The organism is Parafrankia sp. FMc2 (assembly GCF_041008525.1).
Lineage (GTDB): Bacteria > Actinomycetota > Actinomycetes > Frankiales > Frankiaceae > Parafrankia.
The window spans coordinates 1-23673 of the sequence record NZ_JBFLUG010000117.1; the positions used below are offsets into that span (position 1 = coordinate 1).

The 23673-nt window shown below is 68.6% G+C and carries 13 protein-coding genes, 1 tRNA gene and 1 pseudogene; 12 read left to right on the plus strand and 3 right to left on the minus strand.

Going from position 1 to position 23673, the window contains the following annotated elements:
• Window positions 1–122: 122 nt before the first annotated feature.
• The 5 genes from AB1460_RS27840 to AB1460_RS27860 are packed head-to-tail and all read left to right on the plus strand — an operon-like array spanning window position 123 to window position 8013.
• Entirely contained in the window at window positions 123–2309 is a 2187-nt protein-coding gene (locus tag AB1460_RS27840) for a hypothetical protein (protein WP_368965069.1), read from the plus strand.
• Between the two features lie 30 nt (window positions 2310–2339).
• Window positions 2340–3515 carry a TRAFAC clade GTPase domain-containing protein gene (locus AB1460_RS27845; protein ID WP_368965070.1) on the plus strand — a complete coding sequence of 392 codons (1176 nt, stop codon included), beginning with the start codon at window positions 2340–2342 and terminating at the stop codon, window positions 3513–3515.
• Window positions 3512–6103 carry a hypothetical protein gene (locus AB1460_RS27850; protein WP_368965071.1) on the plus strand — a complete coding sequence of 864 codons (2592 nt, stop codon included), beginning with the start codon at window positions 3512–3514 and terminating at the stop codon, window positions 6101–6103. Before AB1460_RS27845 ends, AB1460_RS27850 begins: the two co-directional genes overlap by 4 nt.
• A 51-nt stretch (window positions 6104–6154) precedes the next feature.
• On the plus strand, window positions 6155–7879 hold the full coding sequence (locus tag AB1460_RS27855) for a TRAFAC clade GTPase domain-containing protein (RefSeq protein ID WP_368965072.1): 1725 nt from the start codon (window positions 6155–6157) through the stop codon (window positions 7877–7879).
• Window positions 7879–8013, plus strand: a complete 135-nt coding sequence (locus tag AB1460_RS27860; protein WP_368965073.1) for a hypothetical protein — start codon at window positions 7879–7881, stop codon at window positions 8011–8013. Before AB1460_RS27855 ends, AB1460_RS27860 begins: the two co-directional genes overlap by 1 nt.
• 99 nt (window positions 8014–8112) lie before the next feature.
• Here the strand turns inward: AB1460_RS27860 and AB1460_RS27865 are convergent, their stop codons facing one another.
• Window positions 8113–8811, minus strand: coding sequence for a nucleotide exchange factor GrpE (locus tag AB1460_RS27865; RefSeq protein ID WP_368965074.1), 699 nt, complete (start codon window positions 8809–8811; stop codon window positions 8113–8115).
• 170 nt (window positions 8812–8981) lie between these two features.
• Between AB1460_RS27865 and AB1460_RS27870 the strand changes: the two genes are divergently transcribed.
• The 5 genes from AB1460_RS27870 to AB1460_RS27890 all read left to right on the plus strand — a co-directional run bounded on the left by AB1460_RS27870 (window position 8982) and on the right by AB1460_RS27890 (window position 17216).
• Window positions 8982–11654 (plus strand): TIR domain-containing protein, encoded by a 2673-nt coding sequence (locus AB1460_RS27870; RefSeq protein WP_368965075.1) that lies wholly within the window; start codon window positions 8982–8984, stop codon window positions 11652–11654.
• Between the two features lie 263 nt (window positions 11655–11917).
• Window positions 11918–13306 (plus strand): hypothetical protein, encoded by a 1389-nt coding sequence (locus tag AB1460_RS27875; protein WP_368965076.1) that lies wholly within the window; start codon window positions 11918–11920, stop codon window positions 13304–13306.
• A gap of 192 nt (window positions 13307–13498) precedes the next feature.
• Window positions 13499–14443, plus strand: a complete 945-nt coding sequence (locus AB1460_RS27880; RefSeq protein ID WP_368965077.1) for an IclR family transcriptional regulator — start codon at window positions 13499–13501, stop codon at window positions 14441–14443.
• 721 nt (window positions 14444–15164) lie between these two features.
• Window positions 15165–16724: an ABC transporter substrate-binding protein gene (locus tag AB1460_RS27885; RefSeq protein ID WP_368965078.1), complete on the plus strand. Its 1560-nt coding sequence runs from the start codon at window positions 15165–15167 to the stop codon at window positions 16722–16724.
• Between the two features lie 407 nt (window positions 16725–17131).
• Window positions 17132–17216 (plus strand) — tRNA-Leu (locus AB1460_RS27890).
• Here AB1460_RS27890 and AB1460_RS27895 read toward each other — a convergent pair.
• Window positions 17181–18026 carry a zinc ribbon domain-containing protein gene (locus AB1460_RS27895; protein WP_368965079.1) on the minus strand — a complete coding sequence of 282 codons (846 nt, stop codon included), beginning with the start codon at window positions 18024–18026 and terminating at the stop codon, window positions 17181–17183. The genes AB1460_RS27890 and AB1460_RS27895 overlap by 36 nt on opposite strands.
• A gap of 218 nt (window positions 18027–18244) precedes the next feature.
• Between AB1460_RS27895 and AB1460_RS27900 the strand changes: the two are divergent.
• Window positions 18245–19080, plus strand: a pseudogene (locus AB1460_RS27900) (IS5 family transposase).
• Window positions 19081–19587: 507 nt separating this feature from the next.
• Here AB1460_RS27900 and AB1460_RS27905 read toward each other — a convergent pair.
• Window positions 19588–20214, minus strand: coding sequence for a TetR/AcrR family transcriptional regulator (locus AB1460_RS27905; RefSeq protein ID WP_368965080.1), 627 nt, complete (start codon window positions 20212–20214; stop codon window positions 19588–19590).
• An 882-nt stretch (window positions 20215–21096) separates the two neighbouring features.
• On the opposite strand from AB1460_RS27905, the gene AB1460_RS27910 reads away from it, so the two are divergent.
• Window positions 21097–23550 (plus strand): GH116 family glycosyl-hydrolase, encoded by a 2454-nt coding sequence (locus AB1460_RS27910; protein ID WP_368965081.1) that lies wholly within the window; start codon window positions 21097–21099, stop codon window positions 23548–23550.
• Window positions 23551–23673: the final 123 nt, after the last annotated feature.

The window sequence follows — 23673 nt, forward strand, 5'->3', positions numbered from 1 at the left end:
GAACTGCGCGGCCAGCACCCCCAACCCGACCCGGTCCACCAACCGGTCCCCGGCCTTCTCCTTGACCTGACCACGCCTCGGCACAGCCAGAACCTACACGATCAGACCTTAAGTTCCTGGTATTGGGATTCGGCGAGGTCCGCGCCGAGTTGGGTCTGCTTGACCAGCAGTCGTTACGCAGCTATCTCCACGACCGGTTCGCCACCCTGGCGCCTGACGTCGGCATGGTGGAGGACAGGCGCAAGGTGCTGCGTGCGACAGCGAGCGGTGACGCGCTGACCGCCGAACAGAAGCTGCTCGAACGGCTGCGCAAGTGGTTGCGCTCGGGTCAGCTGGTAGAGGTGCTGAGCGGCGAGCTGCGGGTGGAGCTGGCGCGGGCCGCGCCCCTCGGCTACGGCGCGGTGCGTGCCTACGGCGCATCGGAGTCGGTCACGAAGGCGCTGGCGGAGCTGCGGTTTCCGTCGAACGCCGACGACCTCGCCTACGCGGTGCTTGTCGCGAGCCGCTTCGGCGTGGGTGCCGGTCCGTCGTGGCGGACGGCGGTGGAGCAGGCGCTCGCCGCCCGTAATCCGCGAGCCGCTCTGGCGCTGATCGAGGCCCAGCCCCAGCTGCAACCCGCTGATGAGCAACAACGCGACCGGTTGCGTACGCAGATCAAGGACATCGACACCCGCCTGGCCAGAGCCCGGTCGTTGGAGGCTCACGACCCCGAGGCCGCACTCAGCGAGTATCAGCAGATCGCCTCGTACAGCGACGAGCAGGAGTTCGAGGAGGCGCTACAGCGGTGCCGACCCGCTGCCCCCTCCGGAGCCCGGGCGGCGTCGGTGGCCGGGCTGGGCCGGATCGTCGTTGTCTGGTCGCCAAGCGAGGCCCGGGTCGGCGACATCACCTATCGCGTGCTGCGCGGGATCGGCGAGGCGCCGAGCCTCGCCGCCGGCATCCCGATCGGCGCCGACGCGGCGGACAACGAGCTGGCGGATCCCGACCCGCCCGCCGGCGTGCCCTTGTTCTACTCGGTGTTCACCGTGCGCAACGGGCGTCCGTCCGACGCGGCCGCGACGACCGCGACGGCGGTCGTCATCACCCCGGATGTCACCGATCTCGTCCTGCGGGGCGGGGAGAAGGCGGTGGAGGGCACCTGGCGGCTGCCGGCAGGCGCTGTCAGCGTCCGGGTCGTCCGGAGCACCGACGGAGGACGTCCCGTGCAGGTGGCCAGCGGCCCGACCGGGTTTCGGGACGACGGCCTGGAACCGGAGGTCACCTACCTGTACCGGGTGCAGGCCGAGTACCGGACTCCCGCCGGCACGACGCTCCTGAGCGACGGGGTCGAAGCCGCCGGCGGCACCCGGGCCCGACCGCGGCCGGTGCGCGACTTCGTCGCCGGGCTGGAAGGTTCGCAGCTGACCGTGACCTGGCTGCCGCCGGCGCGCGGCAGCGTGGAAGTGCGGCTCTTCGACCACAGGCCCGAGCTACGTGAGGGGGACATCCTCAGCGCGGTGTCGGTCCAGAGCACCGGATCGGGCCTGACCCTCGAGGGCCCTCCCGGCGACGGGGAGCTGCGGGCGTCGTTGCGCTCGGACGGGCGGCAGCACTGGCTGGTGCCCTTCACCGTGCTGGACGATCTGGCGGCTGCCGGCGCTCCGCAGCGACTCGACGCCCGGCTGCCACCCGTGCGCGGGCTTGCCGCGAAGCGGATCGGTGGCGATGTCGTCCGGCTGACCTGGCACTGGCCGGGCCAGGCACCCGAGGTCCTTGTCGGCTGGAAGCTCGGCGGGGCGCCGGGCGGCCCGCATGACGACGCGGCGACGTTCCGGCGTTTCACGAAGTCGTCCTACTCGCAGGATGGCGCCGACGTGTCGCTGCCCTTCGGTGAGCACACGTTTCTCGTGTGCGCGACCGCCTACCTCGGCGGACGCCAGGTGTACGGCCCCCCGACGGTGGTGCGGGAGGGCGTGCGGCAACGGGCCCGCTACGACGTCAGACGGGTCGGCGCCCGGTTCGTCGGTCGCTGGTTCTTCGGCCGCCGCCGCCCGCTCTGTCTGGTGGTGGAATCGCTCGACGGTACGGCGCCACCTGCCGTGCAGCTCGTAGGCCGGGCGACGCGGGCACCCCTCGACCCGGCAGACGGCGAACGGATCGTGACGACGCAGCCGGCCGAGGAGGGCGACTCCCTCGTGACGACCGAGTTCGATCTGGCGCGGTTCCGCGGTGCTCGGCGGCCGCTGATCCTGCGGGCTTTCCCGGCGGACGGCTCGCTGGGATCCGTCGAGCTTGTACCGGCGAACCCGCTCAATCTTGAGATTCGATGACGACGGTGCTGTCCGTCGACGGGAGAAGCGATGGCACGTTCCCTGAGCTGCCCGTTCTGCTGGGAGTCGATACGGGAGCAGAACCTGGAGAGAAGATGTCCCGAGGAGTGTGGTCTGGCGGAGGATCCCCAGCTGACCGCATTCCTCGAACGCCCGACCGGCAGGGCCGAGATGCGGCCGAAGTCGTTCAAGGTCTCGGCGGCGAAGGGGAAGGGGCTGTGCCCACACGGCCGGCGGGCGCCGCAGATGCAGATCTGCCCGTCGTGCCACAACGATCTCGAACACGACTACGTCAGGTCCGCTGGCCGTAGCCGTCCCATCGCGCTGATCGGCGCGTCCGGTTCCGGGAAGAGCGTCTATGTCGGTGTGCTCGTCCGCGAGCTCCGCACCCGAGTCGGCTCGGACTTCGACGGACTGGCCGTCGAGTTCGTCGGTGACTCGTCACGTTCGCACTACGACAAGGTGTTCCGGGTGCCGCTGTTCGAGGAGGGGGTCACCCTCAGGATGACCGACTCGATCAGAGTGAACCGTCGGCTCGAACCGCTGCTGTTCACGTTGAAGTTCACCAGCCGGCAGCGTCGTCTCCGGGATCGGCTTGACCTCGCGATGATGGTCTTCCTCGACACCTCCGGCGAGGACGTACTTCGCGCCGAGGCGATGAGCCGCCTGGCCCGATATCTTGACGCGGCCGCCGGGATCGTGCTGGTCGTGGACCCGCTGCAGATGCCCGACGTCCGCGAGGCCGTCACGACGACGGTGTACCCCCAGCAGGCCACCCGGCAGGTCGACGTCGTGGAACGGCTGGGGGCGCTGCTGCGCCAGCAGCGGGGGCTGGGGCCGGACAAACGCCTGGACACCCCGCTCGCGGTCCTGCTGTCGAAGATCGACACGCTGGAGGCGATCCTTCCGGACCAGTCATCGCTGTCCAGACACGCCGAGCACGCCGGCTACTACGACGAGGCGGACGGTCTGCTGGTCGACCAGGAAGTGCGGTCCTGGATTCACCGGTGGTATGGGGAGGGGTTCGTCAACAGCGTCGACGCGAACTTCTCGACGAGTCGCTTCTTCGGGATGTCCGCGCTGGGAACGGCACCGTCGACGGACAGAAAAGTCGACCGGGCGGGCATCCGGCCGCGGCGGGTCGAGGATCCCCTGCTGTGGCTGCTCGCCCGGTTCGGGATGGTGCGCAGGGGGCTCAAGCGATGATTCGTCAGCTGCACTACACATCCACCGAGACCGGGCCGGACGGCGTCCAGGGATTTCAGGTGACCGCCGCCACCCCAGGGATGCCGGTACACCACGAAGACCTCGCCATCCAGCTGAGTGCCTATCGCCTGCCGCCGGACTTCCCGATCGCGCCCTCCGGCGAGGATATTCGTCGGAGTCCGGTGCGTTTTGGTTACCTGCCCACCGATGGTGCCGCCTATCTGTTCCAGAGCAGATATCTTGGCACCGACTTCACCGGGCGGCAGGGAAACTACTTCGCGCACGCCCTTGTGCTCGACAACCGCGAACCGTTCGGCGACACGCTCCCCGTGGACCTGTGGGCGTCGTCACTGTGGGTGCGGCGTTCCCCGCCGGCGCGCGCCCTCCCGGCGGTGACCACGCTGCCGGTCGGACCCCTCTCCGACCGGGCGGCGCTGCGCGAGTTCCTTTTGGGCGACGGGCGGCTGGACCGGTTCGCCGTGTTGCTGGGCGCAGTCCAGGGCACGTTGACCAGGCAGCGGGGTCGAGTCGTCCTGGTGTGCGCCGACACCGACCAGGCGGCGTGCTGGATCGCGGCCGTTCTCGTGTCGCTGCCACGGCAGGTTGCGCTCGAGATCTCGTTCGCCACCTACTCGCCGGCGCCGACCGAGGACGAGTTCACCCTGGTCGCCACCACACCTGACGTACGGGTGACCCCACGACCGTATGACCCGCACGTCACCGTGGATCTCGCCGGTGGGGCCGGGGACGACCTCGGACCGGACAGCGGGCAACCGGGCGTGGCACCCGCGGCGCCGCCGCCCTACGCCGTGGCGGCCGCCCGGGCGTGGCGCTCGTCGGCGGAGGACGCCGCCGGTCTGACGAGGTTCGTGACCCGCCAGTGGCCGAAGATCGGCCTCGACCAGCTGGATGTGGCCGGTGCCGCCTGGTGCCTGGCCCTGGGGCGGCCCCTGGAAGGCGTCTCATTGCCCGCCGCGGCGGCCTTTGCCCTCAGGAACCTGCCCGCGCAGATGTCTGGCTCGGTCTGGAAACACCTGGGGCAGGCGCTGCAGGACGGTGGCGCTGTCGACGATTCGGCCAGGTGGGCGCCCCTGCTCGAACAGGCGCGGACGGCGGGCCTGGCCGTGCCACCGGAGGTGGAGTCAGGGTATGCCGTCGCGACGCTGTCCTCGCTGGCACGGTCACCGCGGGTGCGTGCCGGCGCCGCGCCGGCCCTGGCGGGCACCTCGGACGGGCCCTGGCTTCCCGACCTGCCCTGGCTTCCCGACCTTCGTCAGCCGCACCTGGACGGGGTGGTGTCCGGCTGGCTGCGGGCATCGACGAGGGCACGGTCCTCGACCGAGGCACCGTCCGGGGCGGCCGGGGTGCGACCAAGGCCCGAGCGACTGGCGGCAGCCACGGTGGCGGTGGCGGTCTCCAGCCTGTGCACGCCTCAGGAACAAGGCCGGATCGCCACCGAGATCGGGGCGATAGCACTCGACGGCTCGGCGGACGGGCTGTGGAGATCGCTGCAGGGTCTGCCGGCGGACAACGTCGTGCTCACCGGCCTCGCGGCGATTCTCGAGGCACGGCTGCATTCCGTCGACGGCCTCACCGTGGTCACCAACATTCTTTCGTCGACTGCGGTGAAGGTGCTTGGCGCGGTGCGCGGCAGGGGAACGACGCTCGAGATTCCCCTTCTGCTGGCGTCAGCTCGACTCGGCGAGACGGACGAGGTCAAGACACTGAGGGCCATCACCAGACGGAGTCGGCAGCCTGCCCAGGCGACGTCGATGGCGCGCCTGGCGGAGATCGTCTGGACAGACAGGGTGCCGACCGCGGCGCAGGCCTGTGCGTTGCTGGAACTGATCCAGGACGCCTGCGTCGGCTCCGTGGCCGGTACCGCCCTTCCAGAGTTGTTCATCGAGATCCTGGTCTCAGATGCCCAGAGCCGTGAAGGACTCACCGACGACGACGGCCGGCTGGCCACCCGCCTGTACCAGGATGAGGAACTCGTCCGGTCCATGTCACGGGGGCCGGTCGAGATCGCCGAGGCGGTCTACCTTGGCTGGTACTTCCGGGAACGCGCGGTCTCCAACCGGGAGGCGGGGCAGGCCGCAACCCGCGCTGTGGGGATGTACCCGCAGCTGGCGAAGGCCATCGGTGGATGGTTGCTCGACGGCGTGGCCAGCTGGCTGATCCAGAGCAGCGATGTGCGCTTTCACCTCGCCCAGCTGGAGGCACTCGATGCGGTGGGCGGCACACCGTTTCGCACCGCCTACGTCAGGCGGGCCGCGGGCCGAGTGCGCAGCGCACCGCCGAAGGAGCTCGCACTGCTTGTTCCGGTGTGGTTCGCCAGCTCGCGCAGCGGTGCGATCGGACTTCATCTCATGAACCAGCTGCTGCCGACCGAGCTCGCCAGCCGTCGGCGTCGTGATCTGGACCAGGTGACGACGGCCATGCGGGTTTCCGCCCGCGAGCTGGACGGGTTGTCCGAGGCGCTCGACCCGGTCTGGAGGAACGACTGGGGGCGATGGTGGGAGCACTGGCGGGCCGACCACTCGAAATCCTTGTTCGGTCGGTTCCGTCGGTCTTCTGGTCGGTTCTGAGAGCGTTCCGGGACAGTCAGGGGGTCTGTCATCAATCTCTACCCGATCGTGATGCTCGCGTTCGCCGGTGCGGCGATGTACATCTCGTTCGTCTTTCTCGCACCGCTGGGCTTCTTCGCCGCCGCCGCCTGGGCGGGACTGATGTACCTGGCCGAGTGCGCGACCGCGACCAACTCGGCCTTCCGGGGCACTGGCGGACTCGAACGGATAAAAATTCTTCCGCCGCCGCCGGAGCCGCCGGACAGCCAACAGCGTGAGCCGGCGTACCGGAGCTACTACTTCGGCCCGGTCTTCTACGAGTACTCCTACATCGTCGAGAACGCGTTCAAGCAGGGTTACCGACGGGTTTTCGGCGCCGTGACGCCTTCGCAGCCCGGACGGCCGGGGCCGCAACGCTCGCTGGTCAACCAGTTACGGGGGACCCGGCGGCTGGCCGGCAACTCCATGATCCTGCGCCTGTTCGGAACGGGTCCTTATCTGGCGGCCTTCGTCGGTCTCGCCGTCGGGTTCGGGGCAGCCTGCGCCTTCACGTTGGCCGTCTCGGCCGCCTACCTGATCGTGCTGGCGGTCACCGTCGCGGGATCATTGGTTGTCGCCGGCCTCATGCGAACCTTCGAGCAGATTTCGCTGTGGGCGCGGGGCATCACCCTGGAATGTCAGAAATGCCACCGCCGAGTGACCGCACCCGCCTACGCCTGTGCGCTCTGCCCGCCCCACTCGGTGGCGATCCACAAGCGGCTGGTGCCCGGCTCGCTCGGCATCTTCCAGCGGCTGTGCCGGTGCGGCAACACCCTACCGACGTTGCTGACCGGCGGGAAATGGAGGTTGACCGCCTACTGCAACCACTGTAAGGAGCAGCTGCCCCGGAAGGGCATGACCGCACCGACGTTCCATGTGCCGGTCGTAGCCGGTCGACGGGCCGGAAAGACGATCTTCATGATGTCCGCGATCGCTTATCTGGAAAGACGTTCCCTGCAGTCGGACGACAGCAGTTTCGAATTCGCCGACCAGGCGGCCATGGACGAGTTCGGCCGGGCCCGGCAGGCGCTCAGCTCCCAGCGGCTGTCGTCCATCAGCGCCACGGACCGGGCGGCGCCGGTGCGTGCCTACAACGTCTACCTCGGCCCGGAGAAGTCTTCGGACCGGAGATTGCTCTACTTCTACGATCCGGCCGGTGAGAAGTACGAGCAGCATGGGATCCGGGGCGGTCTGACGAATTTTCATTTCCTCGGCCACACCGGCGGTATCGTGCTCGTCGTCGATCCGTTCTCGTTCGCGGAGGTACGTGACGGTGCCGACACCTCGACCCTGGCACTCGCCCGGCCCTCCACCGCGGACCCCGAGGACGTGTTCCAACGTTTCGTGCAGAGTTTCCGTGCGCATCTCGACCTTCCGGTCGACCGGCGGGCGCGGATCCCGTTGGCCGTCGTGCTCACCAAGTCCGACGCGTTGTTGGGGCTGCGGGACTGCGCACATCCCTACGACAAGCTGACGGGTCACGTCGACGCCGCCGCCGAGCGTGGTGACCGGTCCGCGGCGGTACGCCAGTGGCTGGTCGGCGTGGTCGGCCAACGCAGCCTCGTCACGACCATCGAGGGAGCTTTCGAACAGGTCGGCTACTTCGCGGTGAGTGGGCTGGACGCTTTCGACCTGGCGAGTCGGCGCAGCGCCCGCAGCGGCGACGACATCATCAACGACGCGCCCAGTGCACCGGTTGCCTGGTTGATCGACGCCGCCGGCAGAGGGACGAAACCGATGAGTAGGGGAAGGCACTGATGACCGTCGTACCTCGCCCGATCATGAAGGGGCGCCAGATCGCCGGCCTGCTGCTTGTTGTCACGACTGCCGCGATGCTGGTGCTGGTGGTCCTGTGGGTGGCCTGGTCGATGACCCGGCCACCCACACTGTGAGACAGCGCACCGGGCGGTGTCCCGCCCGGTGCCCGACTCTGGGAGGTGTGGGGGCAGACCAGGTCGGTTGCGCTGACGGCGAGGGCTCGCTGGCCGGTCCTACGGGGTGGACGGCCCCGGCCCCGGGTGATCCGGCGCTGCCGGCTCCGGCGCCGGCGGCTCGTAGTCGAGCACCACCACCTCGGCGAAACGTATCGTGCGGGTGCCGCTCCGATATCCCGGTCGCAGCGTCCGCGCGATTGTTCCGTTCTGTTCGGGCTGCGACGTGAGCTCGGTTGCCGCGGCACGCTGTTGCCGGCGGTCGAATGGCTCGCCCGGCGCCGGAGCGAACGCGTCGACGCCCTGGCGCTCGAGTAGCAGTGAGATGTCACTGGCCACGTCGCCGAGAACTCGGTGCACGTCGGTCGGTGTCGTTGTGGGCCGGGAGAGCCAGGCGTCCGCGTTGCGTAGACAGGAATCGGCGAGCGCCACGAGATCACGAATGATCGGATCCAGCATCCGTTCGAACTCGCCGCGGCGAAGACGCTCGTTCTCGCTGTGGAGCCGGTCGACAAGGTCGGACTGCCGATCGAGCAGCGCGAAACCCTTGTCGACCACGGCTCGAAGCCCGATGATGTCCTCTGTCAGCTTCCCGATAACCTCGGCGGTGACCGCCTGCTGCTGAGGGGCTCCGGCGGCCTCGGGAGCTCCGGACGCCGCGACCTGGGTAGTCGGATCCGGGGTCGGCCGCTCAACGTCATCGACGAAATCCGCGAGCGCTGTGAAATCATCCGTCTGGCTGACCTTGTCGTATTCCATGAAGCTCCGATCCCCGATCTTCTGCGCCGGATCCAGCCACCGGCCGGAACGGTGCGGGCGACCGATGAGCGACGCGCTGCCACTCCGCCTCGCACCTCCGAAATCCGGGCGGACTGTATCACGGGGCACCATGCCGTGCTGGTACACGGCGGTGTGCATGCAATAATCTGATGATGGGTTCGGGGGAGGATCGTTGGGACTTCTTCGTCTCGTACGCGGAGTCGGACGAAGCCTGGGCGGAGTGGTGTGCCTGGCATCTCGAAGAGGCCGGCTGTTCGGTGTTGCTGGAGAAGTGGGACGTCCTGCCCGGCGAGTTCTGGGTCGCGCGGCGCGATGCTGGTGCCCGGCATTCGGAGCGGGTTGTCGCACTGCTCTCGCCCGCCTACCTGAGCTTTGGGCTGCCGCCGACCACGCACTCCGCTCTGAACGAGGAACGACTCATTCCGATACGAGTCGCCCCCTGCCAGGTCACCGGGCTCCTCGCGACCGTCGCCGGCATCGACCTCGTTGGACTTTCGCAGGACGATGCCCACCGGCGGCTGCTCCAGTGGGCACGTACCCGCAATGCCAGCCGCCTGAAGCCCAGCACGGCGCCGCCCTTTCCCGGTCTGCTCCGCCCGACACGCCCACGATCCGCGGCCCTACCGGTGTTTCCGGGCCGGCCCGCCGGCGGGCCCTGGGGCGGGCTCGCCGCCGTCTGCGACGAGCTCGCCCGTGAGGTGGAGCACCAACTCGGGTCCGAGGTGGACGGCCCGTCCCTGCCGGTCCGGTGGAAGGCCGCGGACCCCCGGCACTTCGACGACGAGGCAGGGCCACCGGAGTTGACGGGAGTGGCGAAACCCGCCGATGTGCTTCGCCGGGTTCCCAGCGGGCGGCTGGTGGTGCTGGGTGAGGCGGGTGCGGGAAAGTCCAGGCTGCTGCGCAGCATCTCCGCCGACCTGTTGAGAGAGCGCGCAAAGGTCGGCCTCGGGACAGTGCCGGTGCTGCTTCCGCTTGCCTCCTGGAACCCCGACCAGGCGTTCCAGAGCTGGGTGGAGGGCGAGCTCCACGGCTACCGTGCACTCCAGCAGGCCAGAAGGGCCGGTGTGGTCGATGCGGCCGATCAGCTGATCAGGGAGCGGCAGCTGCTCCTGCTGCTCGATGGGCTCGACGAGATGCCAGCTCCGGTCCGGAGCCGTGCGCTGGCCGCGATCGGCTGCTGGCAGCAGCCCGGCCAAACCCTCGTGCTGGCCAGCAGGGTGTGGGAGTACGAGGACGCTGTCGACCCGGTGGGTGAGGGGGGAGGGTGCATCCGCGGTGCCGCCGGCATCGTGCTCTGCCCGATCGAGGTGGACGACGCGATCCGGTGGTTGAAGGACATTGCCGGAGAGCGCTCCAGACGGGCATGGGAGCCGGTGATCGAACGCCTGCGGTCCGAGCCGGGCGGCCCCCTGGCGCGGACTCTCGCCAACCCGCTCATGCTCACTCTCGCCGCGATCCGGGCGGAGGTGTCCGGCGCCCGGGATCTGGTCACCCGGCGGCTCGTGCTGCCGATTCTCGACCGGCTGGAGGACATGCCGGCCCCGCTGCGCCCGCACGCCATGGCGAAACTCAACGCATGGCTCGTCGCCGATGAGAACAGCACGGGTCTTGTACTGAGCACCGACGAGCCCACCTTCCGGGCGGGGATGCCGCCGGGCGGGATGTGCGAGAGCCCTCTCAACGGCGCGGTCGCGGTGCGTCTTCTTCCTCTCGACCTGGACCAGGCCGAGCAGCACCTGACCGGGGCCTCCTCCGGCCAGCTCGCCGTGGGCTGGCACGACCTGTTGGACCAGGCCGCACGGCAGCCCGCATCGCCGGTCGGTCTCGCCCTGCGCACCCCCCTGCTCCTGAGCCTGATGCAGGATGTCCTTCGCCAGACCGGCGCGGCCCGACCGAACGCCGGTGAGTTCGATCATCTGCTCGATCGCCAGCTCGGCCACCCGGCGCCGGGCCGACCGGGAAACCAGCCGCCCGGCGAGGAGCCGTCCGCGACGCTGTCGACAGTCCGGGACTGGTTCGTCACGGCGTCCCTGGCCTCGGCCTATGCGTCGGAGACGCAGCCGAGCTCTGCCGGGAGTGTGGTGCCTCGCGACCGGCCTCCGCCGCCTGACCGCGCGCTCGCGGCCCTGCGGTACCTGACATACGGGCTCTCCCGCGATGCGGGCCCGACCAGCATCGCCTGGTGGGAGATCCAGGCCGTGGTGCCCCGTGTCGTCATCGGCGCGCCGCTGGTTGTGGCCGGTCTCGGCCTCGGCTTCGTCATGTTCGGCTGGTTCCTGATGCCTGTCGGCCTCGTCTGCTGCATCCCCTTCGGCACGCTGCTGACAGATCGTCGTAGGTCTGACATGTGGGTCCCTCGGCCGAGAGCGATCCGGCTCCTTCGCACCCACCCGGACGCCCCTGGCAGAAGCACCTGGGGGCAGGGTCCGCGTGCGGTATGGCGACATTCCCGTGCGCACGCGCTGAGCACCGCCCCGCTTCTCCTCGCCCTCTATTCGTGCTGCACCTCCTACTGCGTACAGACGTTCGTGGTGGGCGGGCGGACCAGCGCGTCCTGGTGGGCGGCGACCCTCGCGGGCTCGGCGGTCTGGGGTGTGGCCGGGGCCATCGGGGTGACAGCGTGGGGCCGCTACACCGTCGCCCGGCTGTGGCTGACCCGGGCGCGGGGCATGCCTGCGGATCTCATGGCCGTCCTGGAGGACGCGCAGGCCCGAGGCGTGCTGGTGCTGACCGGCGACGTGTGGGAGTTCCGGCAGGCGGCGGTAGGGCGGCAGCTTGCCGCCGCGGATCCTCGCGCGGCCCCACCAGAAGGCGATGGCTGACTCGTCGTCGTAGTACTGCTTGTTGCGGGTGACGAACTCCACGCTGAAACCGGTCTGACGGCCGGATCTCGACGGACGGCGTGCCGCAGTGAACTCCTTCCGCAGGCACCATGCCCGACGACGCAGGCACCATACGCCGACCACGACGGACCGGTACGGCGGCGGACCAGGCAGTGTGAACGATGTCCGGAAACAAGGCTTCTCATCCGTCTACCGTGTGGGGCCGGCCGGGTAAGGATGCCCGGTGCCGGAGGGGGGCATTCTTGTTCGGGTTCGAGTTCCAGACGTCCAACGCGTTCGAACCGGTTCCGGAGGGGCTGCCGGTGCCCGCGGGGCCGGGGGTGCGGGAGCGGCAGACGGCCTGGCGGCACCTGGCGACCGGAACCACGCTGGAGGGGGACGAGTCGCGCCGGCCGGGGGCGAGCTCGGACCTCGAGTTCGTCACGCCGCCGTGCGCCACCGTCGAGAAGGCGGTCGCGGCGACCGAGGCCGCGGTCAACCTGGCCAGAGCGATGCTGGCCGAGCGGCACGGGTCGTCCGGCCTGATCTTCCGGGCAGGGCGCGAGTTCGCGGGCGGTGTCTGGCTGACCGACTGCGCGGTGCGGTTCTACGACAACGAGTTCCACGCGCAGGCGCAGGGAACCGTCGGTGTGCCGCTGAGCGGGTTCACCACGCTGCTGGCGGCGGTCTGGGGCCGCAGCGAGCGGCAGGACCAGGTGGCGCTGGAAGTCGCCGACATGAACCACCTCTTCGACCATCTGCCGGTGTACGCGGAGGCGACCGCGAAGGACTCCCCGCGCCTGTACGGCTTCATGGCCGCCTGCCATCTCTTCCTGCTGCGCGCGATCCGGTCGTCGCCCACATCCTTCGCCGGTCAGGACGGGACGAACGCGACAGCCACCGAAAGCAGGGCCTGTTTCGACTTCAGTTCCAGCGCGGCGGCCCGGGCGGTCAACCAGAAGGTGTGCGGGCTGCCGGCACTGCCGGCAAAGACGCGGATCCTGGTCGGTTCGGACTCCCCGAAGGACATGTTCGGGCTGCTGCACCGCACCGACTTCCATTCCATGTACATGTCACTGGACGACGCCGAGCGGGCGATCCTGGACCGGCCGGTGACCGAGGTGCTCTGGCCCGCGGACTGGGGCGACATCAACGAGCTGCGTCTGTTCCCGCTGCCGTACCGGATCGACCCCGAGGCCACCGACACCGCGGTCCGCTCGGACGTCGAGCCGGTCACCCTTCCCGAATGGACGCCGCAGCCACGTCCGGTGCTGGACCGCGCCCCGGTCACCTGGGCATTGCTGGAACGTGGGCCGACGATCGCCGAGTGGTGGAACACGGTGCGGTTCGGCGACGTCATGCGCGGCGCCATCGGAAAGGATGCCGCCTCCCCGCCGCCTGGTTTTCGCGGGCGCAACCCGCTCTACCTCGGCGAGTTTCCGAACTCGACGGTGGAGGACAAGTCGTCCTACTACGGCATGGGCTCTTTCCCCATGGACACGGAGGCATCCACCGGCCGGAAACTCGCCGTTTTCGAGTACCGGGATCTCATGGCCGACATCGACGTCCTGCCGCAGGACGAGCTGACCCTCGACCACTGGGTCGACGTCGTGAGGATCTTCGCCGGGAACTACGTGCCGAAGGTCGGCTGACCGCCGGCCGGCCGCCCCACTCGCCCGCCGGCGGCCCGCGCGCTGTCCGGACAACCCGTACCCTGTCGAAGGAACCGGGCCCGGACGGCGCGCGGGCGAACGCCACCGCGCCCGGCCGAAGCCGGAGCCGGGGCGCCACGCGCCGCCGCCACCCAACACCTGGATGGGACCGTCGATGAGGACAGGCGTCTGATGCCACGGCCCGCCCCCGGTGTCGAGCGGACGGTCACGCTCATCACCTTCCTGAGCAGGCATCCGGATCGTTCCTTCGGCCTGTCCGAGCTGGCGCGCCAGCTGGACATGAACAAGGCGACCGCCCACGCGATGCTGGCGACCCTCACCGACGCTGGCTGGCTGCTGCGTGACAACACGGACAAGAGCTACCGGCTCGGCCCGGCGCTGGTGGCGGTCGGCGACGCCGCCGCCGGCCCCGAACGCCAGGCCCTCGACCTCGCCCGGCCGTACCTGCGCCGGCTGCACGCCGAGTTCGGTGCCCAGACGATGGCGGGCACGGTCGTGGGAGACGACATCGTCGTCCTCGCCGTCGAGGGTGACAGCTGGGAGCCGGACGGCCTCGGATCGAGGCCCGGCAGCCGGGTACCGCTGTCGCCGCCCCTCGGCACGGCCTTCATCGCCTGGTCCGGTCCCGACGGCGTCGAGCGGTGGCTGCACCGGCTCAGCCCCCGCCCGGACGCCCATCGACTTGACCTCTACCGGGACGCCCTGCGAACGATCCGGCGCCGCGGGTACACGGTCGCGCTCGACGAGCGGAGCCGCCACGGGCTCGCCCGGGTGCTGAACACCTTCGCCGAGAACTACGGTGACACCGATGTCCGCCAAGCGGTCGACCGCGTCCTGCAGGCCATGGACGCGGAGGAGGAGTACCTCGTCGTCGACGTCGACGGCATCGAGTCCCACCGGGTCGGCCTGATCAGCAGCCCCGTCTTCGACAGCACCGGCCGGGTGTGCCTGGCCCTCACGCTCAGCGGATTCCCCCACCGTCTGAACGCCGAGGACGTCGACCCCTGCGGCCGGCGCCTCCTTGCGGCCTCGGTCGAGATCACCAGGCAGATCGGCGGACGTCTGCCCGACGAGGCCGGTGGCTGGCGGCTGGCCCCGGATACCTCCGGCACCTGACGGCGGCGCCAGATCCGGCCCGCCCTGACGCTGGAGCCGCGGCGCGCGGCGCGTGGCGCGCGGCACGGGGCACGCGGCACGGGGCGCAGGGCATGCGGCACGGGGCGCGGGGCACGGCAGGGCGAACTCGTGGCGGCCGAAGGCCATGCCCGCGCACCGGCTGCCCCCGACCGGGTGTACCGATCCCCAACCAGAACCCTGCCGACGCCAACCGGCGGAAGTGCCGGCGTTGCCGCCGCAGTGGGGACGGGCGTGTGAACAGCATGGATGCCGTTGACCTGCCCCTGCTGCCCACCTATGGTTGGTCAGGATAACAACCACGTTGTTTGTCATAGCAAACAAGGGGACGGCGATCGTGTGGGGGCGGGTCTGCTGAACCAGCTGGATGTCCGTCGTTCCCGCTCCGCCACCACGTCGCTGTGCTGCGGCCGCGCCGGTGTTCCACCCGGACCCCGCCCGACCCGGGCCGGACCCGCCCTGGCTGTGCCGCCGCGAGCTGCGTGAGTCGCGAGCCGGGTGAGCTCCTGCGGTAACGGCGACGAGCACACAGACGTCCCGGCTCGATTCCGGCCGGCAGTCGAACTGGTCGGTGTCGATGTCGAAAGGAAGAACCGCCGCAGGGTGTGGCCGCCCGGGTCGGATGATCCGGGACGGCGGCCGTATCAGAGATTCTTTTCGTATGCGCACATTCTCGAAAGAAAGGCTGTCGATGCCACGATCGATGCTTCGTAGAAAGGTCCTCGCCGTCGTCGTCCTGTGCACGATGGCACTGGCCGCCTGCGGCGGCGGGGGTGGTTCGAGTACCGGCTCCAGCGAGGCCGACGCCGGTACACCGGTTTCCGGGGGGCAGGGTCAGATCCTCATGGTCGGCGAGCCGCGCAGCCTGGACCCCGCCGCCCTCGGAAACGCCTACGCCGCCACCGCGGTCCTAGGAAACGCGTTATATGGCACGCTGATCACCGACGACGATTCCGGTGATTTCCACTACCGGATCGCAGAGTCTTTCACCACCACGGACAACGGTGCCACCTTCTCGCTCAAACTGCGCACGGGCCTCACCTTCTCGGACGGCACGCCGCTGAACGCCGAGGCGGTGAAGTTCAACTGGGACCGGGTCAAGGACCCGGCGACCGGTTCCCCCTCCCGGGCGGAAGCCGCATCGATCATCTCCTCCGAGGTCATCGACGACCTCACCCTGAAGATCACCCTGAGCAACCCCACCCCCCGCTTCGCGGGTTCCATCACCACCTCGTCGCTGAACTGGATCGCCTCGCCGACCGCCCTGCGCAAGGGCCAGCAGGCCTTCGACGCCGCCCCGGTCGGCGCCGGCCCGTTCACCCTCCAGAGCTGGACCCGCCAGGGCAGCATCGAACTGACCAGGAACGCCCGCTACTGGGACGCCCCCAAGCCCTACCTCGATCGGCTCAGCATCCGGGTCCTGACCGACGCCACCCAGCGCTACAACACCGTGCAGACCGGCGGCGCCGACGTCGCCGTCGAATCGGACTGGAAGAACCTCAACAAGGCCGAGGGGCAGAACTTCAGCGTCGACGTCCACAGCCTCAACGGCGGCCTCTACCTCGCCATGAACACGCGGCGCGCCCCGTTCAACGACATCCGCGCCCGCCAGGCGATCGCCGAGGCCATTGATCTCGAGACCCTCAACAGCACCGTCTACAACGGCGAGGGCAAGCTCGCCGAAACCCTGTTCGAGGACACCTCCCCGTTCTACTCGGACAAACCCCTGCGCAGCACGGATCGGCAGGCCGCGCAGCGGCTGTTCGACGAGCTTGCCGCCGAGGGGAAGTCCGTCTCGTTCACCTTCTTCTCGTTCCCCAGCAGCGAGAGCAGGCTGATCGCGGAGAACATCCAGGCCCAGCTCAGCAGTTACCAGAACGTCAAGGTCGACATGCAGGTCATCGACCAGTCGAAGTTCGGTGAGCTGCGTGCCACCTACGACTTCGACATGCTGATCTCCTCGGCGATGTTCCAGGACCCCGAGCCCCGCCTGCTCACCGTCCTCGGCGGGAGGTCACCGTCCAACCTCACCGGATTCAACGACCCCGAGCTTGACCGAGCCCTGCTGGCCGGCCGCACCTCCACCAGTGAGGCGGACCGTCAGGCCGCCTACGAGGACGTTCAGGAACGGATCCGGGAGACCACCCCGGTGATCTTCATTGCCCGGATCGCGAGCGGGGCGATCGGCGGCGAGGACGTCCACGGCCTGACGCAGTACGGCAACGGCTCCCTGCTGCCCGAGGAGATCTGGATCTCCCAGTAGCCACCTGGTACCGCGCGCGGTGGCCCGCGGTACCAGGCACACCCGGACTGACCGTCGCACCACCCCGGGCTCCTCCGAGCCCGGGGTGGTGCGCACCGCGTCGCGCTCCGGCGAACACCCCTTTGGCTGGCCGGACAGCAGTGCCTGGACGGCGGCGCTCGACAGAACCGCCGCGGCCGAGGACGCGTGGCGTTCGTGACCTCCCCGCCGAGCACCAGCCGGCCGGTGCCACGGCCCGCAGGTTGCCTGGCAAGGCCCGTCCCACACGGCCGGAGCGCCCCCGACGCCAGCCGCCTGCACGCGATCGGCCGGCGCTTGATCGGCTGGTGGCCGGGCGTAGCGTCAGTCGCCCCGGTGACCGTGTAGAGTCATCTCCGGTGCGGGCGAGCAGCCCGGCATCACCACTCGTCCGGGTGGCGGAATGGCAGACGCGCTAGCTTGAGGTGCTAGTGCCCTTTATCGGGCGTGGGGGTTCAAGTCCCCCCTCGGACACTCTCTTCCGTACATGATCGTCGACGGCTTGGCCTCGGCGATCACTCTGTTACCTCCTGGCTCGTAGGTAAGTTCCAGTCCGAGTTGAGTGTAGATCTCAGCCTTGTCGGCTGGGTCGGCGTCGGCAAGGACGGCCACGATGTCGCCGGCAGCGGCGACCATGTCGCTGATCTCCTGCTCGGTCATGCGTCTGCGACCGATGGCGGTGCGTAGGCGGGCTTGGGCTGCGGCGCGTTCGGTGTTGGCCTTGGCGGTCCAGCGGGCGACGAGGGTGGGGTCGGTGCCGGCTTCGAGGGCGAGTCGGTAGCGCTCAAGTTTGGCGTCGCAGTCGGTGATGGTCCGCCGGGCCTGGGTGCGATCGGCGTCCTGACCGATGTCGGCGTCGTCGTCTTGGGCGGCGGTAAGGGCGGCGATGGTGGTGGGGAGTTGGGGTGGGGTGAAAGCGCGAGCGAGCCAGCGGTCGAGGTGGGGGACGATGAGTTCCTCGCGGACGTAGACGCTGCGGGGATGTTCGACGTGGTTGGCCAGTGCGTACTGGTCGGGGTAGACGCAGCGGTAGTGGGCCTTGCCGTTGTTCCAGCTGCCCTGCATCCGCCGCTGGCAGATTCCGCAGCGCATCCGGCCGCGCAGCTGGTAGGGGTGTCGGGTGCGTTTGGGTTCGCGAGGGCCGCTGGGGTCGAGCTTCTTGGCAGCGAGGCGGGCCTGGACCTGGGCGAAGGTCTCGTCGTCGATGAGCGGCTGGTGGACGACGGCCGTCGAGTAGATCCAGACGTCCGGGGCGTTCCACCGCATCCGGGTCTCAGAGGGCATTTGGATAGTTGTAATGGGATAAGTCGTTTTTAGGCCTGGCCCCTTTTCGTGTATTTCGCGTTGTAGGGAGGTGTTCGCGTACCCCGAAAAAATGATCATGGCGTCTGTTTGGCCGGTAGATACTCCTCGGATTCCGTCTGATGTGGAACTGGGGCAGAATCTCCCGGCTGGTTGAGTGGACAGGTCCGGTCACACGGTTTGAGGTATGAGCATCTGTCGTGAACCAGCGCAAGCCGTACCCCAGCGACCTGTCGGACGCCCGGTGGGCACTGATCGCCCCGACCCTGCACGCCTGGCGCCAGGCCCGGCTCGACCGCCGGCCCACCGGTCAGCCAGCCCAGGCCGAGCTACGTGAGGTCTTCAACGCGATCCTGTACGTCAACCGGACAGGGATTGCCTGGAAATATCTGCCCCACGACTTCCCGCCCCACGGCACCGTCTACTTCTACTTCGCCGCTTGGCGGGACGAGGGAATCTTCGCCCGGCTGAACTACAACCTGACCGGCCTGGCCCGGGCCAGGCCGGGTCAAGGGAACCGACCGCGTGCATCCTCGACACCCAGAGCGTCAGGACCTCCACCAACGTTCCCCTGACCAGCCAGGGCACGGATGCAGGCAAGAAGATCGTCGGCCGGAAGCGGGGCATCGTCACCGACACCCTCGGCCTGCTCCTCGCCGTGACCGTCACCGCCGCACACCTGTCCGACAACGTCATCGGAACACGCCTGCTCGACCAGACCAAGAACACCTACCAGGCGATATCCAAGACCTGGGTCGACACCGGCTTCAAGAACACCGCCATCGAACACGGGGCCACCCTCGGCATCGACGTCGAAGTCGTTCCCAGAAAAACCGGGATCCGCGGTTTCCACGTCGTGAAACGACGCTGGGTCGTCGAACGCAGCCTGGGGTGGATCATGCTACGTCGCCGGCTGGCCCGCGACTACGAGACCCTTCCCGCCAGCTCCGAATCCATGATCCACATAGCCCTGATCGACAACCTCGCCAGGCGCATAACGGACGAAGCCACCCCAACCTGGCGAGGCACCTACTAGAACATAAGCCGCAATCAGGGCAAATTAAACGCCCTCTTAATCCTGCGTGGCCTGACCGTCCCGCACCTGGAGTTCGATCTCGCGTGATCGCCGCCGCGTCGCGGCCCGGTGGCGGGCTCATCCACCGGGTGGGTCAGAGGCTGACGCAGTCCGCTGGCATGGTGCCCCGTACTCGGAGGGGCGCACGGTTCCGGCGGCCGGGTGATCGTCTCCAGGGACGCCCTGCTGCCGCACGAGCCGACCGTCATCGGCCCGTGCGTTCTGTTGAGCCGGCTGGGCGTGGGCGGAACGGGTGCTGTTCACTACGTGCGCGACCGGCGGGGGCGGCCGGCCGTGGTCAAGGTGATCAGGCCGGATCGGGCCGGGGACCAGGAGTCCCGCCGCAGTTTCTGGCGGGGGGCGAGGCGGCCCGTCGGCCTCGTCTGCACAACCGTCGTTCGTCAGGGGTGGTGCAACGAGCGCTCGCCCCCGGGTGCTGCCGAGGCCGCGGATGGGCCCGTGTCGGACTTACTTCGGCGTCTCTGTCTGCTGTCGGGGTGCGTCCGGGCGGGTGAGGTCGTCGCGGAGGGCCCGCAGGTAGGAGTGGAGGATCGTGGGTCGGTCGATGAGGGTGGGGTTGAGCAGCCACTGGGTTTCGATCCCGAGGGCGACGGCGACGATCTCGGTGGCTTTCGTCGCGGCGTCGATGTCGCTGCGGATCTCGCCGCGTTGCTGCCCTCGCCGGATCTCGTCGGCGATGAGGCCGCGGGTCTGCTGGTCGCGCTGGTCGAAGTAGTCGTGCAGGGGGTCCTGCGGGTCGAGGTTCTCCGCCCGCAGGACGGTCACGAGTCGGATGACGATGTCGGGTTCGGTCGGGGTCTGAAGGTCCTGGGCGCCGAAGATGCCCTTGCCCGCGTAGTCGGTTGTCGCCTGGTCCACGAGTTCGTCGCGCCGGGCCATGACGGCGCGGAGCAGGTCCTCCTTGGTGCCGAAGTGGTGGAGGATCCCGCTGTGGCTGATGCCGATGCGCTCGGCCAGATCGAGGAGCCCGGTCCCGCGGTAGCCGTGCCGGGCGAACAGCTCGACGGCCGCGTCGAGGATCTGCTCCCGCCGGGCGACCCCGCGGCGGTTCGGCGTTCCCTTCTTCGGTGGCATCAGTCGGGCACTCCCGATGGGCTTGACAAGGCGCGACCTCCGAATAAGCATACAGACCTGTCAGGAAGATGTGGTTCGGCTTCCCGGCGGACGATGAGCAGCCCCTGAGACGGCTCAGGCTGGTGACGTGATGTAGCGAACGTGGAGCTGGGGACTGCTATGGAACCACCGGAAGATCCCAGATGGGTCGCGACGGGTGCTGGCGAGGTCGTCCGCGCAGGGCGCTCGTCCTCGGGAGGGGGCCATGCCCGTCGCCGGCCCGACACCGCAGGGGCGTTCGGCGGGTTCGGGCCCATCGCGGCGGTTCCGGGGGCCGCCGGAGACCCGAGTGTGTGAGAGACGGCATATGTCCGCGTCTGGGGCTTTGCGAGGGCCGGCCCTGCCGGTGCGATGGGCAACCGGGCGTGCGCCACTGGCGTGCGGAGGAGCCTGTATGTACTCGCAGGCCTAAGCATGCCCGGTCCGGCGGCCGGCGGTGTCGGTTGGCTCTGCCATAACCTGTCGGGGCCCTCCGAGCCGTGGACCAGAGTGTTCGCTGTCGTCGGACTTTTGGGACCTGCGCACCATCCCGCGGGGAGTATCTGACATTCCTGGGACGTCGGTTGTGCCGCGACCGTCCTAGGGCCTCGCCACATGGCACGACGCCGTTGCCCCACGGCGGAGCTTCGACGGTGTGCTCGGGGTGTGGAACCAGTTCAGCCCCGACGGCGGCGTCTGTTCCTTGGCGGCCACGTCGTGACACCAGCCCGGCGAGGTCATCTTCACACCGCCTTGCCGGGCCTCGCACCAACAGACGAACTTCACCTTCGGAAGGGCGGCGTTATGGGTGAGAGAGAATTATCCGGCGCACACAGTGGCGGTGGCGTCTCGCGCAGGACTTTCGTGCGCGGCACAGCTGCGGCGGCCGGACTGGCGGCGTTTGGCGGTGCGTTTGCTGCCTGCACCGGAAGCGAACCCGCGGCCGTAATGAAGCCGGCGGTTCACCCTGTGCCCAAGGCGGCATATGTCCGCAAGCTTGGCGCGGTGCCAGCGGGATCGTGCAACGCGCTCGGGGATCAGCAGTGCAGGACAGGAGTCCCGAACCCCGTGTTCCGTAGTGTGGGGGCGGGTCTGTCCGTACCCGGTCTGGGCCTCCCGCTCGGGGGCGTCGGCGGCGGTTCTTTCATGCTCAACCAGTGTGGGACGTTCGGGCCGTGGAACATGGGCGGGCAGCCGACCACGGAGTTCTGGGAGATGCGCACCCTCGCGCAGGCGGTGTTCCACGTACGCGAGGAGGTCGTCGGGGGCGGCGGGGGTGTGTCGGTCAGGACGCTGGCCGTGCCGCACACCAACACCGCCCCTGATCGCACTTTTGGCAGCGTCCTGCCCGCCTGGAACACGCTGAAGCCCGGGGATGGCAGCTACGCTGTGCTCTTCCCGTTCGGGTATATGACCTACAACGGCTTCCAGTCAAAGGTCTCCACCAAGATCTGGTCACCGATCGTGGCCAACGAGGACGAGCGCACGTCGATGCCGGTGGCGTTCTTCGACATGCTACTGAACAATCCCACCGACAAGCCGATCAAGATTTCGGTCATGCTGACGTTCCCCAACGCCCCGGCCTTCGCCACGGGTTCGGCACGGACTGGTCTCTACAGCAGGTTCGATCGCGATTCCGCGTCGGGTATAGGCGGGGTGACCCTCGGCTCGGACTCCCCGGAGAACACGCCGGACACCGTGACGTCAGAGTGGACCATTGCCGCGCATCCGTTCGCCGGGCAGACACTCACCTACTGCACCTCGTGGGACGGATCGGGCGACGGGAGCGACATCTACGCCCCGTTCTCCGCAGCTGGCGCGGACGGCAGGTTGCCGAACGGCGACATCGACCAGTCGGCATCGGCCGGCGCGGTTGCCGTGGCGCTCACCTTGGAGCCCGACCAGACACAGACTGTTCGCTTCGCCCTTTCCTGGGACTTCCCACAGGTCTATTACGACGGCGACGACGCGACGACGAGGGCCGTCTGGATGCGTCGGTACACGGCGTTCCTCGGCGGGAGGACATCGCGGACCAACGACTACCTCCAAGGCTCGTACCCCTTCAAGCAGGGTTTCACCATCGCCCGGAAGGAGCTGGCCCGGTACGACGACTCTCTCGCCGCCGTCGAGTCGTGGTGGAAGCCGATCGCCGAGAACCCACAGGTTCCGCCGTGGCTACGCAAGGCGTCTCTGAACGAGCTGTACCACATGATCTTCAACGGCTCGTTCTGGGAGTCTGGGCTCGTCAGCAACACGATGCCGATGAGCGTCGAGGAGGGAACCTCGCCTCGTCTGGGATCCGCGATCCCGGACACCCACATCTATTTTCACACCGACGGCGGGGGCGGTGGAGCACAGACGAACGAAGTCGACATGGACAGCTCCGGCTACCTCGTCTTCGCGAAGCTGTTCCGCAGCTTTGAGCTGGGCCGCGTCCGCCCGCTACTCCAGATGGTCAGGCAGAACCCGCTGGGCATCGGGCGCGTGATTCAGCAGACCTTCAGGAGTTCGGGACCCTACATCACCCAGACGGCGTCGTTCCAGAATCTCCCGGTCTCCAAGCCGCCCACCGTGGGAAATCCTCCCTCTCCGCCCGCCAAGGATCTCGGTGATCTGTTCGCGGACGAAGCCGGAGATCCCTTTCGTGACTGCCCGCACAAGCTCATCTATCGAACGTACGCGCTGATCAAGTTCTACGACGACGACGATCTGCTGGAGTACGGATACGCGCCGATGCTGAAGGCGTTGCGATACTCGCAGTTCTTCCGTCCGACCGGCTCTCACCTGCCGACAGACCCAGCATCCAACAACCCGCCGAACACCATGGACCAGGCCGTCGTGGACGGTCACGGCATCTACAACTGCGGGCTGTATCTGCTGTCGCTCCAGATCCTCTCGACGCTGACGCCGCAGGCTGCCCGACTCGGTGTCGGCGAGGCCACGGCTGAGCTGCAGAAGGAACTCGACGAGGAACTGGCGGCAGCGAAGGAGGAGTTCGAGAGAATCTTCTGGAACCCGGCCACGGGTCGGTACCGCTACTGCGACGGTACCGGCGGAATCGGAGATCGTACCGGTATGATCAGGGGCCGTTTCAAGCCGGTGCCGCCGCCGGACGCTATCTGGCTCGAGTCCTTCGCCGGTCAGCTCGTCGCGATGGAGCTCGGCCTGCCTGACGTTGTCGACCTGAACCACGCCCGTACTCACCTGAAGAACACCCTGGATTCATTCATCCGGTTCAGGGATCCCGAGGGTAATTTGATGGGTGGTCCGATCATCCTCAAGCCGGACTTCGGTATATACCCTAGTTCGCTGAGGTAACTGGTCAGGTACTGCTTTGATCTTGGGTTAGCTGGTTGCGGGCATCCAGGGGCGGCCCTCGGCGAGTTGGACGAGGGCGGGGAACTGGCCGATGCCGTGTTTGGTGGCGGTGGACAGGTAGCT

Coding starts and splice junctions, on each gene's coding strand:
- AB1460_RS27880 (WP_368965077.1), top strand. CDS start 13,499: ATGCCACGGCCCGCCCCCGGTGTCGAGCGGACGGTCACGCTCATCACC.
- AB1460_RS27850 (WP_368965071.1), top strand. CDS start 3,512: ATGATTCGTCAGCTGCACTACACATCCACCGAGACCGGGCCGGACGGC.
- AB1460_RS27870 (WP_368965075.1), top strand. CDS start 8,982: ATGATGGGTTCGGGGGAGGATCGTTGGGACTTCTTCGTCTCGTACGCG.
- AB1460_RS27905 (WP_368965080.1), bottom strand. CDS start 20,214: ATGCCACCGAAGAAGGGAACGCCGAACCGCCGCGGGGTCGCCCGGCGG.
- AB1460_RS27895 (WP_368965079.1), bottom strand. CDS start 18,026: ATGCCCTCTGAGACCCGGATGCGGTGGAACGCCCCGGACGTCTGGATC.
- AB1460_RS27845 (WP_368965070.1), top strand. CDS start 2,340: ATGGCACGTTCCCTGAGCTGCCCGTTCTGCTGGGAGTCGATACGGGAG.
- AB1460_RS27860 (WP_368965073.1), top strand. CDS start 7,879: ATGACCGTCGTACCTCGCCCGATCATGAAGGGGCGCCAGATCGCCGGC.
- AB1460_RS27885 (WP_368965078.1), top strand. CDS start 15,165: ATGCTTCGTAGAAAGGTCCTCGCCGTCGTCGTCCTGTGCACGATGGCA.
- AB1460_RS27855 (WP_368965072.1), top strand. CDS start 6,155: ATGCTCGCGTTCGCCGGTGCGGCGATGTACATCTCGTTCGTCTTTCTC.
- AB1460_RS27865 (WP_368965074.1), bottom strand. CDS start 8,811: ATGGAATACGACAAGGTCAGCCAGACGGATGATTTCACAGCGCTCGCG.